This window comes from Gordonia sp. NPDC003376 (genome assembly GCF_053589235.1).
This window is the reverse complement of sequence record NZ_JBSFRM010000027.1, coordinates 33,158-49,263: the sequence shown is the minus strand read 5'-3', so window position 1 is coordinate 49,263 and position 16,106 is coordinate 33,158. Positions and strand designations below refer to the sequence as shown.

The 16,106-nt window shown below is 69.1% G+C and carries 14 protein-coding genes; 6 read left to right on the top strand and 8 right to left on the bottom strand.

What is annotated here, in order from left to right; all coding sequences use genetic code 11:
- Nucleotides 1–251: 251 nt before the first annotated feature.
- The 3 genes from ACWDUA_RS21265 to ACWDUA_RS21255 form a co-directional block, all read right to left on the bottom strand.
- Complete coding sequence (locus tag ACWDUA_RS21265) at nt 252–602, bottom strand: hypothetical protein (protein WP_449752998.1); 351 nt, start codon at nt 600–602, stop codon at nt 252–254.
- Between the two features lie 111 nt (nt 603–713).
- Nucleotides 714–1,250 carry an RNA polymerase sigma factor gene (locus tag ACWDUA_RS21260; RefSeq protein WP_449752997.1) on the bottom strand — a complete coding sequence of 179 codons (537 nt, stop codon included), beginning with the start codon at nt 1,248–1,250 and terminating at the stop codon, nt 714–716.
- A 95-nt stretch (nt 1,251–1,345) separates the two neighbouring features.
- Entirely contained in the window at nt 1,346–1,678 is a 333-nt protein-coding gene (locus ACWDUA_RS21255; protein ID WP_449752996.1) for a hypothetical protein, read from the bottom strand.
- A gap of 95 nt (nt 1,679–1,773) precedes the next feature.
- On the opposite strand from ACWDUA_RS21255, the gene ACWDUA_RS21250 reads away from it, so the two are divergent.
- Genes ACWDUA_RS21250 through ACWDUA_RS21240 form a run of 3 tightly spaced genes read left to right on the top strand, consistent with a single transcriptional unit; the run spans nt 1,774 to nt 6,478 of the window.
- Nucleotides 1,774–3,183, top strand: a complete 1,410-nt coding sequence (locus ACWDUA_RS21250) for a GTPase (protein WP_449752995.1) — start codon at nt 1,774–1,776, stop codon at nt 3,181–3,183.
- Nucleotides 3,183–4,991, top strand: coding sequence for a dynamin family protein (locus ACWDUA_RS21245; protein WP_449752994.1), 1,809 nt, complete (start codon nt 3,183–3,185; stop codon nt 4,989–4,991). The genes ACWDUA_RS21250 and ACWDUA_RS21245 overlap by 1 nt, the downstream gene beginning before the upstream one ends.
- Nucleotides 4,988–6,478 carry an Hsp70 family protein gene (locus ACWDUA_RS21240; protein ID WP_449752993.1) on the top strand — a complete coding sequence of 497 codons (1,491 nt, stop codon included), beginning with the start codon at nt 4,988–4,990 and terminating at the stop codon, nt 6,476–6,478. Before ACWDUA_RS21245 ends, ACWDUA_RS21240 begins: the two co-directional genes overlap by 4 nt.
- 21 nt (nt 6,479–6,499) lie before the next feature.
- On the opposite strand, the gene ACWDUA_RS21235 is transcribed toward ACWDUA_RS21240, so the two are convergent.
- Together ACWDUA_RS21235 and ACWDUA_RS21230 are read right to left on the bottom strand one after the other, a co-directional pair.
- Nucleotides 6,500–6,874 (bottom strand): VOC family protein, encoded by a 375-nt coding sequence (locus ACWDUA_RS21235; protein ID WP_449752992.1) that lies wholly within the window; start codon nt 6,872–6,874, stop codon nt 6,500–6,502.
- Between the two features lie 81 nt (nt 6,875–6,955).
- Nucleotides 6,956–7,582: a hypothetical protein gene (locus ACWDUA_RS21230; RefSeq protein WP_449752991.1), complete on the bottom strand. Its 627-nt coding sequence runs from the start codon at nt 7,580–7,582 to the stop codon at nt 6,956–6,958.
- Nucleotides 7,583–7,972: 390 nt separating this feature from the next.
- Between ACWDUA_RS21230 and ACWDUA_RS21225 the strand changes: the two genes are divergently transcribed.
- Nucleotides 7,973–9,460, top strand: a complete 1,488-nt coding sequence (locus tag ACWDUA_RS21225) for an SDR family oxidoreductase (protein WP_020793359.1) — start codon at nt 7,973–7,975, stop codon at nt 9,458–9,460.
- A 16-nt stretch (nt 9,461–9,476) separates the two neighbouring features.
- Here ACWDUA_RS21225 and ACWDUA_RS21220 read toward each other — a convergent pair whose 3' ends face one another.
- On the bottom strand, nt 9,477–10,397 hold the full coding sequence (locus ACWDUA_RS21220) for an RNA-binding domain-containing protein (RefSeq protein ID WP_449752990.1): 921 nt from the start codon (nt 10,395–10,397) through the stop codon (nt 9,477–9,479).
- A gap of 140 nt (nt 10,398–10,537) precedes the next feature.
- Between ACWDUA_RS21220 and ACWDUA_RS21215 the strand changes: the two genes are divergently transcribed.
- Nucleotides 10,538–12,091 (top strand): DUF222 domain-containing protein, encoded by a 1,554-nt coding sequence (locus ACWDUA_RS21215; RefSeq protein WP_449752989.1) that lies wholly within the window; start codon nt 10,538–10,540, stop codon nt 12,089–12,091.
- 34 nt (nt 12,092–12,125) lie between these two features.
- Here ACWDUA_RS21215 and ACWDUA_RS21210 read toward each other — a convergent pair whose 3' ends face one another.
- Complete coding sequence (locus ACWDUA_RS21210) at nt 12,126–12,839, bottom strand: DUF5134 domain-containing protein (protein WP_449752988.1); 714 nt, start codon at nt 12,837–12,839, stop codon at nt 12,126–12,128.
- Complete coding sequence (locus ACWDUA_RS21205) at nt 12,836–14,398, bottom strand: PepSY-associated TM helix domain-containing protein (RefSeq protein WP_449752987.1); 1,563 nt, start codon at nt 14,396–14,398, stop codon at nt 12,836–12,838. The genes ACWDUA_RS21210 and ACWDUA_RS21205 overlap by 4 nt, the downstream gene beginning before the upstream one ends.
- A gap of 42 nt (nt 14,399–14,440) precedes the next feature.
- Between ACWDUA_RS21205 and ACWDUA_RS21200 the strand changes: the two genes are divergently transcribed.
- Nucleotides 14,441–16,102 (top strand): flavin monoamine oxidase family protein, encoded by a 1,662-nt coding sequence (locus ACWDUA_RS21200; RefSeq protein ID WP_449752986.1) that lies wholly within the window; start codon nt 14,441–14,443, stop codon nt 16,100–16,102.
- Nucleotides 16,103–16,106 lie beyond the last annotated feature (4 nt).

Genomic DNA, 16,106 nt, shown 5'->3' with positions numbered 1-16,106 from the left:
CTGATTGAGCCGGGACCGAGCGTCGCGAGGACCTGTGTCGAAACCTCTGTCGGTTGTGCTTGGGGGTGGCAATCTCTGGGGTGGTTGCGTCGGCGTCGTCGGCCGGCGGGGGTTTCGACTCGACTTGTCGCTGCGCTCCTCGTCGGCTCAACCAGCGTTGGCCGGATCGCTGATTGAGCCGGGACCGAGCATCGCGAGGACCCGTGTCGAAATCTCCGTGGCTCGTCGCGGGCCAGACCACCCGTGTCGACTCAGAGGTCGGAGTCCGCCGACGGCAGGTCGTCCTCGAGGTCGGTCACGTTGCCCTCGTCGTCGACGGCGGTGTCATAGAAGCCGTCTCCGTCGATGTCCAGGGCGATCGCGTCGGTCTCGCCGTCGCCATCGGTGTCGATCTCGGCGAGATCGGTGAGACCGTCTCCGTCGGTGTCGGTCTCGACCAGGTCGGCCTCGCCGTCGCCGTCGGTGTCACTGATCAGGGTCTCGGTGATGCCGTCACCGTCCACATCGGCCTCGACGACGTCGATGATGCCGTCTCCGTCGGTGTCGTAGGCGATCGCGTCGTCGATGCCGTCGTCGTTCAGGTCCACGGGCTGGCTGCTCATTGTTGTTCCCTTCGGGGTTGGGTTGTTGGTGCTTCTGTCTGGTTGGAGGGCCGCGGGGCGGGGAATGTTCCCGGTGTCGGCCAAGTCATCCGGAGAACCGACACCGCCGGGTCATCGCAGATCGGCGAGTAGGTCGGCGAGGATCGTGCGGGCGCGGGAGATACGGCTGCGCACCGTCTGCAGACCGATGCCCTGGGCCTCGGCGATGTCGGCATAGGACAGGTCACCGTAGACGCGTAACACGAACGTGGCGCGGTAGGCGTCGGGCACCTGGGCGAGGGCGTCGGCGATCCGGTCGGCGACGACGATCTGCCCGGCGATGTCGACGTCCGCGGAGAAGTCCACGTCGTCGATGTCGTCGGCGTCGGACCGTTTACGGATCTGCGCCAGCGCGGCATTGGAGGCGATCCGGAACAGCCACGTGGACAACCGTGCATCGCCGCGGAAGCGGGGTAGGGCGCGCCATGCGGCGACGAGTGCCTCCTGCAGCGCGTCTTCGGCGTCGGTGCGATTGCCGGTGGTGCGCAGGCAGATCGCCCACATCCGGTCGCGATGGGCACCGACGAGTTCGGTGAAAGCCGCCGCGTCGCCGGTCTGGGCGCGGGCGAGGAGTTCGGCCTCGGTGAGGTCGCCGGGGATCGGGCGCACGCGCTCATCGTAGGGACGTCATCGGTCCCGTACCCAGGCTTCGCGCCCGAATTGTCGGCAAACTGTATACCCGGGAACGTGGGGGGTGGAAGGACTCAGAAGTCCAGGTCATCACCGGTGTCGGGGTCGTCGTCGACATCCGTGGGATCGACGGACACCTCGTCCCAAAGCGCGTCGGTATCGGTCGGCCATCCGGCGTCCGGAGCGACGTCGTCATGGTCGTCGTCGATCGAAACGGTTTCGGCTGCAATCGCTTCGGACCCGTCGGTGTCATCGGGTCCGGCCGGTTCGGTGAGTGAGTCGTCGGCCTCGTGATCGGGATCGAACGCCGCGGACAGTGCGGTGCCCCAGACGTCGGCGGGCACGTCGAGGCCGGTCACCGGGTCGTGCTCGCCGATCCAGGCGTCGATGTCGGTGTTCGCGCTCATCGTGTCCCTCCCACGTCTGCGGTCATACCCTGTTGGAGTCCGGCCGGCACGAAAAAGTTCCCGGCCGGTGAACTCTCGACACGGAAGGCGGGTCGGTGGCCGAGCGTACGACTCTTCGCGGCAGGCTGGGCGTGCTGCTCGACGAGGTCGCCACGATCACCGGCGACGACGCAGCCGTCGCAACGTTGCGTGCCGGACTCGACGCACCGCTGACGGTCGCCCTGACCGGCCGGGTCAGCTCGGGCAAGTCGACGCTTCTCAACGCGCTCGTCGGGGATCGGGTCGCCCCCACCGACCGCACCGAGTGCACCAAGGTCGCCACGCTGTACCGGGCCGGCTCACCGTCGCGGGTCGAGGTGGTGGGGCTCGACGGCACCGTCACCGAGTTCCCGGGCCAGATGCGCGGCGATCTCGGCCGCCCGTCGTCGGAGATCGACCACGCCGTCGCCCACACCCCGTCCCGGCTGCTCCGCGACCACTTCCAGGTGATCGACACCCCGGGGCTGTCCGGGTTCACCGACACCGCCGAGACGGCCACCCGCCGCGTCTTCGCCGGCACCGGTAGGCTGCCGCGACCGGATGTGGTGCTGTTCCTGCTCGACGATGTCGGTGGCCCCAAGGCCGACGAGGTGGAGATCCTCCGCCGTTCGGGGGCGTCGGCGCAGAACACCATCCTGGTGATCTCGCAGGCCGACCTCATCGCCGCCGACAACCCGATGCTCAAGGCGCTCGAGATCGCCCGACGCATCCAACGGCGGTTCCCGGCCACCGCCGGCGCGGTGGTTCCGGTGTCGGGGCTGATGGCCGAGGCCGGGATCTGCGGCGTCACCGAACGGGAGACCGCGCAGATCGCCCGCCGCGGTGACCTCGAGGACTGGGAGCTCTTCGCCGTCCTCGACGGATCGGAGCCCGCGCCGCCGGGTCTCGACGTCGAGGTGCTGGGCCGCCTCGAGGAACTGGTCGGAACGTATGCGATCCAGGCCGGCGGTGAGGCGGCGGCATCCGGGGCGCAGGCGTACTGTGCCTGGCTGCAACGGGTCTCGGGGATCGCCGATCTCCGGCAGGCGATCGGACGGCGGTTCGTGGCCGTCGGCGACGTCCTCAAGGCCCGCACCCTGCTGGCCGACCTGCAGATCTTCGCGCGGCAGGAGGCCTTGGTGCGCAACGGTTCCGGTGCGGCGATCCGCACGGCCCTCGAACGTGCCGAGCTCGCACCCGAACTCCACCGACTCCGCGAGGTGTCGGCACTGGAGGCGCTGTCACGATGGCATCCGGGCAGTGGGGTGTCGGCCGAATTGGGGCATGCTGTGGCGGTGCGTGATCCACGTATCCTGCTGGGTCTGCCGCCCACCGCGGGCCCCGCCGACGTCGACGCCGCCGCCCGCGCCCGCGCGGTGGCCCACCGAACCGGACGTCCGACCGCGCGGACCTCGGCCGAACGGGAGGCGATGCTGGTGCTGGAGCAGACCTATCAGCTGGTGCGACGCGGAATGTGGGGATCCTGATGGCAGCGGTGGATGTGAACGTCGCGAAGAAGCCCGCAGCCGACAGCGCGGACGCCGTCCTGAAGTCGGCACTCACCCTCTTGCGCAAACACGGCGAGATCGAGGTTGCCGACCGCGCCGAACGCGTGCGCGCCCTGCCGCCGCCGGACGGGGGAGTGGTGGTGGTCGGCGAGGTCAGCCGAGGCAAGAGTTCCCTGGTCAACGCACTTGTCGGGCAGCCGGGCCTGGCGCCGGTCGACGTCGAGCTGGCCACCAGCGTGCACGTGCGTTTCGTCCCGGCCACCGACGAACTGCCGGTCGGAGCCGCCGACATCGAGTTCCCCGGCGAAACACGACGCATCGACGCCGCCGACCTCGCCGACTGGGTGACCGTCGACGGTCCGGGCGTGGGCGAGGCCGACGAGTCGGCGCTGCCGGTGGTGTCCGCGCGGGTGGGGATCGACTCGGCGTTGCTGCCGGAAACGGTCATCGTCGACACCCCGGGTGCCGGATCGCTCGTCCCCGAACACGCCGCATCCGCGGTCGCCGCGGTCCGCGGTGCGGGGGTGCTGGTGATGGTGTGCGATGCGACCGCACCGTTGAGCGCCCCCGAGCTGGACTTCCTGTCCCGGTTGGGTGCGGAATTGTCGGCGGTGGTCATCGTGGTCACCAAGACCGACCTCGTGATGCGCCAGTGGCGTGCGATCGTCACCGAGAACCGTGATCTGATCGCCCGGCACGCACCCCGCTTCGCACACGCGCCGATCATCGGGGTGTCCACCCGCATCGCCGGGCAGGCCGCCGGGATCACCGACCCCGACCGCGCGGCACGAGCACTCGCGGCGTCGGGCATCCCCGATCTCGTCGCCGCGCTGAAACCGTTGGTGCGCAGCACATCTGCCGCACCGGAACGCAACGCGCTGCAGGTCGCGTTCACCGGGCTCGACACCGTCCGCACCAGGCTGCTCGTCGAACTGCAGACGGCACGCGCCGCACCCGAGGTGGCCGCCGACATCGAGGCCGAACGCAGGCGTCTCACCGCGCTCAAGGACCACAAACGCGAGTGGACGACGAGGCTGCAGCAGGATCTGGCCGCGCTGTCGGTGCGCGCCGACGACATGCTGCGCGAGGAGTTCGACGTTCTCCAGGACCGCTGGATCGCCCAGATCGACCGGCTGCACTTCTATGCCGTGCCGCGGGCCTCGCAGCAGTTGGTCGGGCAGATGGTGGTGGACCTCGAGGTGGTGGCCCGGCGGGTCGGGCAGGCCTACGTCGACGGGATCGCCGACATCGCCGACGACCTCTTCGCCGACACCGAACTGCGCTCGTCGGTCCTCGACGGTCTCGCCGAGGCCACCGACGACCTGCAACTGCGCGGTGAGAAGAAGGTCTCGCCGTGGAAGAACCTGCTCGACCCGGTGCTGTTCAGCGTGATGGCCTCCGGCGGCCCGCTGGCGCTGATCCCCGGTGTCGGGATGGTCGCCTTCCCGGTGTGGGCGGGCGTGGTCCTCGGGTTCCGCGCGGCCCGCGCAGGCAAGGAGAACCACCGCAAGTGGCTGACCAAGGCGGTCAACGACATGAAGGGCGACGTCCGCTCTCAGCTCAAGGCGCTCAACGCGCAGGCCGCCGGTGACCTGCGGATCGCCTACGACGCCGTCCTGGAGAAGTCCCTCGCCGAGTCGGCGAGGATCATCAACGACGCCGCTGCGGAGTCCAAGAAGTCCGCCGAGGAACGCAAGCAGACCGCGGCCGACGTGCGTGCCCGGATCGGCACCGTCGACACGGTGCGCAAGAACATCATCACGGTGTTGCGGCGTCCGGTGGGATGACGCAGAGTGAGGCGATGGACTCCGAGCGCAGGCCGGCGCTGTGCATCGACCTCGGTGCCACCGGCGTCGCCGCGGCCTATCGGGTCGGCAGCGACGCGCCGACCCCCGTGCAACTGGGCCGAACCGGACCGACCATGCCGACCGCGGTGTTCGCGGACGGGGAGACGCTCGTGGTCGGCGAGGATGCGCTGCGCCATCGGGACCGCCGTCCGGACGCGGTCGAGGAGTCGCCGCGATCACGGATCGCCGAGTCCGACATCGAACTCGGCGACCGGTACTGGGCCGTCGTCGACGTGCTCGCCGCGGTGTTCGCCCACGTGCAACGGGCTGCGGTGGGTGCGGCGGGGGACACCTTCGGCACGGTGATCCTCACCCATCCCGACATGTGGGCCGGACGGCGCACCGGTGTGTTGCGGGCCGCGGCCGAGCGGGCGGGTGTCCGGCGCGAGAGGATCCGGCTCGTCCCCCAATCCCTCGCCGCCGCGTGGTACCACGCGTATCGGGGGACCGAGGTCGCGGTGGACAGGCCGGCGTGTGTGGTCGACATCGGTGCCGACAGCTGTGACGTCGGTGTGCTACGTGCCGACACCGCCGGCGGTGTCGTCGTCACCGACAGTGGGCGGGCCGCGGTGGCCGGCCGCGACATCGACGGCCGCATGATGGACTGGGTGCTCGAGGAGGCTGAACATCTCGATCCTGCTCTGCCCGAACAGATCCGGACGGCGGGGCGGGAGATCGCCCTCGCGGAGGGTGTCCGCGCCGCCAAGGAGGCACTGTCGGAGACGGCGCAGACGTCGGTGGCGCTCCCCGGCGTCGACCGGTCGCTGCTGCTGACCCGTCGCGAGTTCGAGGAGATGGTCGCACCCATCGTCACCCGGATCGTCGACGTGGTCACCGATGCACTCACCGACGTGGACGGCGAACCGGTCCTGTTCCCGATCGGCGGGACGAGCGCGATCCCCGCGGTGGCCTCGGCGCTGGCCGGGATCGGCCGGGTGGTGCAGTACGACGATCCGAGAACGGTTGTCGCGCAGGGCGGTCTGGTGTCGCCGGTACCCGTGGGATCCCCGCCCCCGCCGCCGCCCGTCGAGTCGCCGCGTGTACCCACCGCGGCGTCGATCGCCCTGCCGGTCGCGGCGTCCGCACACCCCGCGCCGGTCGGGCATCGGATCACCGCGCCGCTCGTCGAGGCCGGGGCGATTGTCGAGGAACTACTCTGTGCCACAGGGCAGTCCGTGCGCACCGGTCAGCCGCTGGCCCGTATCAGGGTGGCGCAGGGTGTGCTGACGCTGGCATCCCCGGTCGACGGGGTGCTGGCCGCCGTCGACCTGCGGCCGGGTGTGTCGGTGCAACCCGGCGCGGTGTTCGCCGCGATCGGCGCCCCGGGTCTACCCCGTGACGCGTGGCCGAGCCTGCACCGGGTCCCGGCGATGATCACGTCCGGGGATCGGCCCCGGGCTCGCGGATGGTTCCGCAGTGCACGCTGAACCGATCGGTGTCGGCAGCGGTCACTGCTCGTACCGATACGGCAGATACTGCACGTTCCAGCGGTTGCCGTCCGGATCGGCGAAGTAGACGAATTGTCCCCAGGGCTGGACGTCGACGTCGCCGACCTCCACCCCGGCGTCGAGGAGCTGGCTGCGGGCTGCGTGGATGTCGGAGACGCACAGCATGTGCACGCCGGTGGTGGGGGGTGCGCCGTCGACGATGCCCGTGCCGAAGGCGATCGAGCAGCCCGATCCCGGCGGGGTCATCTGGACGAAGCGAACCTCGTCGGAGACGGTGTGGTCGTGATCGGGACGGAAGCCGATGCGGGTGTAGAAATCCTTGGCGCGGTCCACATCGGTGACCGGGAGCATGGCGACCTCGAGTGTCCAGTCCATGATGGTTCCTTCCCTGGGTGTCGGTGCTGGTGATGCCGTCAACCCAGGATGTCGCCGATTGCGGACGGGATCGGTCCTCGATCAGCCATCGGCCTGATCGACGGTGTCGAGCGGTCGAACTGTCGGATCACCGCCTGCGACGCGCCCGCGCACCAGGATGATGGTGGCGCAGGTGAGCCCCATCAGGGTGATCTGGACCGGGAAGATGACGGTGATGGGTTCCCAGACCTGCAGGCTCAGCAGGGTGATCAGGCCGTTGACGATGCCGGCGAGGAACACGACGGGCCGCTCGGTCTCGGGGCTGATCCACGCCTTGCGCATGGTCGGCAGACCCGCCAGCAGGTCGGCGGTCGACGCCGCGATCACCGCGAGCAACGGATCGTCGAACGTCAGCCACAGGACCAGGGCGATCACCGAGGCGCCGCCGCAGAGCAGGTCGAACGGTCCGATCTTCCAGTACCCCGACCGCGCGGCGAACGACGCGATCAGGATCAGCGCCGGTCCCAGTCCGACGGCGAGCAGGAACACCGCGGGGAGGCCGACGCCGTCGGCGATCTGGGCGGCGAATCCGATCAGCGGGGCGAATGCCCACAGGAACCACGTCACGCGGTTGGGCATGACCTTGCCGCGCAGGGTGAGCACCGCATAGCGGAGGCTGCCGATCAGCGAGATCGCCGCACCGAGCCAGACGAAATGGGGGCTGATCATCTGGCCGGGGAGTGAGGCGGGATCGTCGCCGGCTCGTCGACGCCATCGATGGGTGCCACGTCTCGCTCTCCTGTACCGGTCGGGGACGGCAGTCCTCCGGCGATGCCGGTCGAGAAAGCGTCGTGGTGTGCCCGACCAATGTAACCGGATCGGCCGCCCACCGTCGGCGCAGCCCGACCCCGCGCCGTCGTGGGAGTCCCGGCGGTGGTCCGGCACGCTGTGGAAGACCGGCACGCCCATCCGAGCCCTCGTCGGCGACGAACACCCAGGTGTGCACCGAAGAGACGAATCGTCCACGCGGCGCGTGCCATCCAGTCGGCCTGTCGACCCCCACGGGCGAGATCTCCCCGGGGCCCTGGCATCGGCACGTCCGCACGGCCAGGAGATACCGTGACAGACACCACTCCCACCGACAACCCGCTGCGAATCCTCGTCACCGGCGCCACCGGCTACATCGGTGGCCGGCTGACCCCGCGTCTCGTCGCCGCCGGGCACCGGGTGCGGGCCCTCGCCCGCAACCCCGACAAGATCAGTGACGTGCCGTGGACGGCCGACGTCGACGTCGTCCGCGGAGACCTCACCGACCCGGAGTCGCTCGACGCGGCCTGCCGTGACGTCGACGTCGTCTACTATCTCGTGCACTCGATGGGGCGCGGGGCGTTCATCGACGCGGAACGCCGGGCGGCCGAGAACCTCGCCGAAGCCGCGCGCAAGGCCGGGGTCGGACGCATCGTCTACCTCGGCGGCCTCCACGAGCAGTCCGACCGGTTGTCGATGCACCTGCGCTCCCGACGCCAGGTCGGCGAGATCCTGATCGGCTCCGGGGTGCCGACGGTGGCGTTGCAGGCCGGGGTGGTCATCGGATCGGGGTCGGCATCGTTCGAGATGATCCGGCACCTGACGAACCGACTGCCACTGATGACCACACCGCGGTGGGTCGACAACCACATCCAGCCGATCGCGGTGCGCGACGTGCTCCACTACCTGCTCGCCGCCGCCACCGCGCCGCTGGAGTGCAATCGCACCTACGACATCGGTGGCCCGGACGTCCTGCGCTACGGCGAGATGATGCAGATCTACGCCGATGTGGCAGGCCTGCACCCACGCCGGATACTCGTCCTGCCGGTTCTCACACCGAAACTCGCGGGTCTGTGGATCGGGTTGGTCACCCCGATTCCGCCCGCCCTGGGGCGGGCCCTGATCGAGTCCCTCAGCACCGATGCCGTGACCACCGAACACGACATCGACGCCGTCATCCCGCCACCGCCGGGCGGGACGACCGGATACCGCGACGCCGTGGCCCTGGCCCTGGCCCGGATCGAGAACGGCGACGTCGAGACCACCTGGGCGAACGCCTCTCCCGTGGGCGCGCCGGCCGATCCGCTGCCGTCGGACCCGGACTGGGCGGGCAACATCGTGCACACCGACACCCGCAGCATCGTCTGCGATGCTCCGATCGACCTGGTGTGGAAGGTCGTCGAAGGGATCGGCGGGGAGAACGGCTGGTACTCGTTTCCGCTGGCGTGGACCATACGGGGCTGGCTCGATCGGTTGACCGGGGGCGTCGGACTGACGCGCGGTCGTCGACACCCGCAGCGTCTGAACACCGGCGACGCCCTCGACTTCTGGCGAGTCGAACGCATCGAACGCCCGCACCTGCTGCGACTGCGTGCGGAGATGCGCACACCCGGCGGTGCTTGGCTCGAATGGCATCTCGAAGCCGCCGACGAACAGCACACCAGGCTGCGTCAGCGAGCCGTCTTCTTTCCGAAAGGCCTTGCCGGGCAAGCCTACTGGTACTCTTTACTGCCGTTCCACGGGATCATCTTCACCGGGATGATCAGCAATATCGCCGGTGCCGCGAGGTCGGGCGGGTGAACGCCGGTCCGTCGGCTCACATCTGGCCACCGGCCGAGAGCCGCACCGCGGCCCGGGCCTGTGCGGCCAGGGCCGCGCCCGCACCGATCGGCCACCGGTGGGCGATGTACTCGCTGGCCTGGTCCACGCCGAGCTGTCGCGACGAGTTGCCGGTACGCAGCCAGAACTCGGGCGGGGTGTTCCTGCCGGGCCGCAGGTACACCGGTCGCGGCGACGGTCCGGCGACCACACGGCAGACCGGCCGCGTTGTCGGGGAGTCGGGGCTTCCGGGGTTGTCGGGGGTTTCGGCGGTCGGGATCGCCTCGACATCCTCCACCGACACCTCCACGGCCGCTGCGGCGGTCTGCCCCAGCGCCGTGGTCAGCAGGTCACGCAGCCACAACTCGAAGCGGTCGGCGTCGGGTGTCTTGAGCGTGGCGTAGTCGGCATCGAGTCCGAGTGGCGTACCGGCGTCGTCGACGCCGATCAGCAGTGTTCCGCCGTCGGCGTTGAGGAATGCCGACACCGTCTTGACGATCACCTGCTCCATCTTGGGATCCTTGGCCCCGGTCCGCATGTTGATGCGGGCCGACGACTTGAACTCCACCTGTGCCGACTCGCCCGCCGCGATCAGCTCGGGGATGCTCATCCGCAGGTCGCGCTGCAGGTGCGTGGCGATCGCCCCGTACACGGCGATCACCAGGATCGATCCGAGGAGCGCGACGATCACCGGCAGCGGACTCCAGATCCGCAGCCGCGGGTCGATGGCGCCGGCGATGAACAGTCCCAGCGCGCTGCCGACGATGGACAACACGATCGCGGTGGTGCCGTCGAGGGTGGCGCGTCCGCGGAGCAGCCAGCGGGCGATGGCGCTGAAGATCCACGCGAGGAGCAAGACCACGATCAACGCCCCGGCCGTGGCCCACAGCGGTGTCACCGAGTCGGGCACGTGCTCCATCGTCCTGCCTCCTGCTCCTCGTCCCCGGTCGCCTCGAGCGGGGTCTTCCGAGCGACAAGTATCCCTTGCACTCCGGACCTCCACCGGCGCCGGGTGTGCGGTCTGGCGGTTTTGTCGGTACCCGCCGCTAGTGTGAAAGCATGTTCGATTACGCCGACCCGGAGGGCGACCTGACGCGTATCGCGCAGGCCGATGCTTCCGGGTTGGTGCGGGCGGGGCAGTCCGCGATGCGGTTGGAACGGCAGGCCGGGGCGCGCAAGATCCTGGCGGCGACGGCGTTGGCGCGGCAGACCTATGCGCAGGTGATGGAGCTGTGTGACGGCCTGAATGTGGCCGAGCTGCCGCAGAAGGCGGCGTTGCGGGCGGTCGCGTTGCGGTTCGAGGTGCCGGTCACCACCGCGGGTCGGTGGATCTCGTTGGGCGGCATGCTCGATGGTCTGCCGCGGGTGCGGTCGGCGTTTGTCGAGGGTGTGCTCTCCGAGCACAAGGCCCGGATCGTTGCCGAGGCGCTGGTCTCACTCGATGACGAGGCCGATCTGGCCGAGGCCGTCGAGGTCGCGCTCGGGTTGGCGGTGACGGCGATCACCGGGTCGGGGTTGCGGGAGGAGTTGGAGAAGCTGCTGATCTCGCTGGATCCTGCGGGTGCGGCCGAGCGGCGTCGCGAGTTCGAGAAGCAGCAGGATGTGCGTATCCGTAAGGAATGCCATGGTCAGTCGACGATCGATGCGATGGTTCCGGTGCAGGATGCGGTGGTGCTCGAGGATCGGATTGCGGGGTTGGTGTCGGGGTTGTGTCCGGGTGATCCGCGGTTGCCGGGTCAGCGTCGGGTTGCGGCGTTGACGGCGTTGGTGCGTGGTGAAGGCCGGTTGGTGTGTGGGTGTGGTGATCCGGGGTGTCCGACGACGGTGCGGCCGGATGCCGGTACTGATCCGGGCGGAGATCCGGGCACGGGCTCGGACGCCGCCACCGACACCGACATAGATGCCGATACCGATGCCGATTCGCCTGTGCGGTCGACCGAACTCGTGGTGGCTCCGGTGCGGGCGGTGGTCGAGGTAGTGGTGGATGCGCCGACCTTGGCGGGTGTGGTGGGGGAGATGGTGCCGTTCATCCCGGGGTATGGGGTGATCGATCCGGATCTGGCGCGCACGATCGCAGCGGATGGCACGTGGCAGGGTTTGTATCGGGAGGCGCGGTTCGATCGTGCTTCTGGTGTGGTTGTCGCTCAGGGGGTTCGGAAGGGTCGGCCGCGTCGGGCGGGGACGGTGGCGCCGGGGCACCTGGTGGCTGCGGGGCGGTTGGTGGTGCGGTCTCGGCCGCCGAATGTGGTGGAGATCGAACATCTTTCGCCGGTAGATCCGGCTGGGCATGGTGGGTTGGCGGTTCCGCCGCCGGGGGCGTTGGTCTATCAGCCGGGTGAGCCGTTACGGCGTCAGGTCTTGCTGACCGATCGGCGTTGTCGTGCGCCGTGTTGTAATCGGGTGGCCGAGGAATGTCAGCTCGATCATGTGGTGCCGTTCGATCATGTCGATCCTCGTTCGGGTGGGTGGACGATTGCCGAGAATCTGATCCCGTTGTGTGTTCCGTGTCATCAGTTCAAGCATGTGGGGATCTGGGTGCCGACGCTGTATCCGGGGCGGATTGTGGTGTGGCGCAACGTGGTGACCGGTGAGGTGTTGGTCACCGTACCGTGAATGGTGCCGACCGTCGCCGCCTACCGCCCCGTCGCTACACCACCATCACGAAGAACATGATCGACATCCCCGCCGCCATGAACACCTGACACAGGTCGCCGGCAAAGGACAGCACGTCGTCGGGGGCGCCGGGCCTGCGGCGACGATCGAGATACAGGTACAGCCACACCACGGTGGCGAGTGCGAAGCCGATGGCGAGGACCCAGTTCACCGGCGTCACATAGCCGGGTTGGGCGACCATGTGCATGTCGGTCATACCGGGCATGTCACCACCACCATGATCCGAATGATCATGCACCAGAACGATTCCTGGTGCCACCATCGGGCCCGCCTGATGGGTGATGGTCGAATCGTGGCCGGGCAGCAACCCGCCGTTCATCACGGCATACATCCACGCCATCGCACCCATCATGGCTGCGTGATAGACCGCGGCGGCGCGCCCGAACCCCGATGTCGCCGGCGGGACGCACCCACATTCGTCGGAGTTCCGGACCGAGCCGGGGAACACCAGACTCGCCAGGAACCACACCGCGGCCAGGATGAAGAATGCCATGGGGCCGGTGGTCGGCCAGTCCATGCTGAACGGCCACGCCATCACCAGCATCGCCACCGACATGATCAGATGCAGTGCATGCCCGACGTACGAGCGCCACGGCATCGACCGCACCACGATGAGATACAGGCATTGGGCGGCGGCGAGCCCGAACAGGATCGTGACGACCCAGCGGAGCAGGAGACCGTCGATCACCGGCTGCCGCTCCCGGCCTCGACCCGACGTGAAGTCGCGATGCCCCGCACCGTATCGACCATGACGAACAGGGCCAGCGGGATACCGAACCACGGCACATACCAACCGATCACCGCGACCGCGGCGATCAGCACCACCGCCTCGGCCGGGTGCAGCGAACCCAGCGCGCCACGTCCGGGGGCCTTCGGCCGACCACCGCCCGCGGGCCGGCGCCGCCACCACATCAGGTAGCCGCGGACGATCACGGTCAGCAGACCGATCGCCAACAGGATCAGGACGATCTGGTTGATGATCCCGAACAGGCCCATGTGGGCACTGATCGCCCACTTGGTGAGTTTCGCGGCGAGCGGCCACTGCGCGAAGTCCGCCCGGTCGGTCACCGCGAACGTCTGCGCATCCACCGCGATCGCGTCGTAGTGGCTCGGATAGCCGCGCGCATTCTCCGCCACCGACCAGGCAGCATCGGTCGTCGCCGGTGGGGTGATCACCAGCGGGCCGACCAGTCCGGCGGCGTCGGCGGTCTGCAGCACCCGCGTGTAGTCGGCGTCGGTCACCGTGGGCGCCGCCGGGGCGGACATGCCATCCATCCCGTCCATGCCCGCCATGCCCGCCATGCCCGCCATGCCGGCGTGCTCACCGGAACCGGCGCCGGCCGACGTCGACACCGACGGCGAGGTCCACGACATCGCCGTCCGCAACTCCGAGATGCTCTCCCCGGCATAGCGTGACCAGCTCAGACCCGACGCCGACAACACCAGCAGACCGGCGATGATCCACACACCCACCGCGCCATGCCAGCTCAGCGTGCGGCGACGCTTCGGTGCGTCACGGTCGGGGAGGAGCAGGCGATCGGCCTTGTGTGTGCGGCGCCGGTACCCGATCCACAGCACCAGACCACCGAGCGCCACCACCCACAACCAGCTCGCCGCGATCTCGCTGTAGTTGCGGCCGACCTCGCCGAGGTGGAGGTTGCGGTGCAGGTCATCGAACCACGCCCGCACCGGCAACCAGTCGCCGTAGGTGGTCAGAGCACCCCGCACCTCGCCGGTGTAGGGGTCGACGAACACCGTCCGGGAGCGGTCCTGCGGCACGTCGTCGACGGAGAGCACCACCCGCGTGGTGTCCCCGGCGCGCGGGGCGGGGGTCACCGAGGCGATCGTGCCCTCGGGATGGGCGGCACGTGCGGCGGCCACCTGGTCGCCGAGCGGCGACGTCGCCGACCCGACATGGTCGACGGTGAGCTCGTGGGCGTAGACCGCCCGGTCGATCTGCGGGATCAACACGTACAGCAGGCCGGTGATGGTCGCGATCAGCAGGAACGGGCCGATCAGGATGCCTGCGTAGAAATGCCAGCGCAGCAGCAGTGGACGCCAGCGCTCGGCGGCACCTCGCTGTCGTCCGGAGGCCGGGGCATCCGCTGCGGGGATGTCCGCAGCGGGGGTGTCGTCGGTCGGCGGGGCTGTGACCACGTCGTCGATCCTGCTTTCCTCGAAAGGGCTGTCGAGAAGAGTGGTCGCTTCCGGGCCCCGGGCGGTTCCCGCCGGTGACGTGATCCGCATCACGACCCGTCGCGACCGGCCGCGAGGCCCTAGGCTCGGGAGATGGAGCCCGACGCGCCGATCACGATCTTCGGCCCCGACTTCCCGTTCGCCTACGACGACTGGCTGACCCACCCGGCCGGCCTGGGTGCCGTCCCCGACGACGCGCTGGGCACCGAGGTCGCGATCATCGGCGCCGGGATGGCCGGGATGACTGCCGCTTACGAGTTGATGCGGATGGGTCTGAAGCCGGTGGTGTACGAGGCCGACCGGATCGGTGGACGGCTGCGGTCGGAACCGTTCGTCGAGGGCGAACCGGAGATCGCCGAACTCGGCGGCATGCGGTTCCCGATCTCGTCGCGCACGTTCTTCCACTACGTCGACACCTTCGGGCTGCGCTACGCCCCGTTCCCGAATCCGCTCACGGAGGCCGCGGGCAGCACCGTCATCGACATCGGTGGTCAGACGCTGTACGCGCGGACCCTCGACGACCTGCCGCCGGTCTACCGCGAGATCTCCGAGGCCTGGGACTCCGCTCTCGAACGCATCGCCGGGTTCTCGGGGTTGCAGCAGGCCATCGCCACCCGGGACGTCGCCGAACTCAAACGGCGCTGGAATGCCCTGGTCTCACAGTGGGACGATCGCAGCTTCTACGATTTCCTCTCCACCTCAACCGAATTCGGTTCCCTCACCTTCCGGCACCGGGAGCTGTTCGGGCAGGTCGGATTCGGCACCGGCGGGTGGGATTCGGACTTCGGCAACTCGATGCTGGAGATCCTGCGAGTGGTGCTCACCAACTGCGACACCGACCAGCACCTCGTCGTCGGCGGTGCCGAACAGGTGCCACGCCGGTTGTGGACCCATGCGCCACAACAGATCACGCACTGGCCGGTCGGAACCAGTCTGTCGTCGCTGCATCACGGGGCGCCGCGTGCCGGAGTCAGATCCCTGCGCCGGATCGGCCCCAACCGGATCGAGGTCACCGACCGCTGGGGCGACACCCGCGAGTTCCCCGCGGTGATCGCCACCTGCCAGGCGTGGCTGCTGTCCACCGAGATCGATTGTGACGAAGCATTGTTCAGCCAGGATCTGTGGATGGCGCTCGACCGAACCCGCTATATGCAGTCGTCCAAGACCTTCGTCATGGTCGACCGTCCGTTCTGGACTGACCGGCACCCGGTGACCGGCCGCGACGTGCTCAGCATGACACTGACCGACCGTCTCACCCGCGGCACCTACCTCTTCGACAACGGCCCGGACCGGCCCGGCGTCATCTGTCTCTCGTACACGTGGATGAGCGACTCGCTCAAGGTGCTGCCGCACGCGGTGGAACGCCGTGTGGAACTGGCACTCTCGGCGCTACGCAAGATCTACCCCGACCTCGACATCGCCCAGCACATCGTCGGACGCCCGATCACCGTCTCCTGGGAGGACGACCCCCACTTCCTGGGCGCCTTCAAGGGCGCCCTGCCCGGGCACTACCGCTACAACACGCGCATGTACGGGCACTTCCACGATCAGCACACCCTCCCGTCCGACGAACAGGGGATCTTCATCGCCGGTGACGACGTCTCGTTCATGCCCGCCTGGGTGGAGGGTGCCGTGCAGACCGGACTGAATGCCGTGTGGGGAGTGATGACGCACCTCGGCGGGCACACCCACCCCGACAATCCGGGTCCTGGCGACGTCTACGACCGGCTCGGTCCCATCGACATCGGGAAGTGAGGGC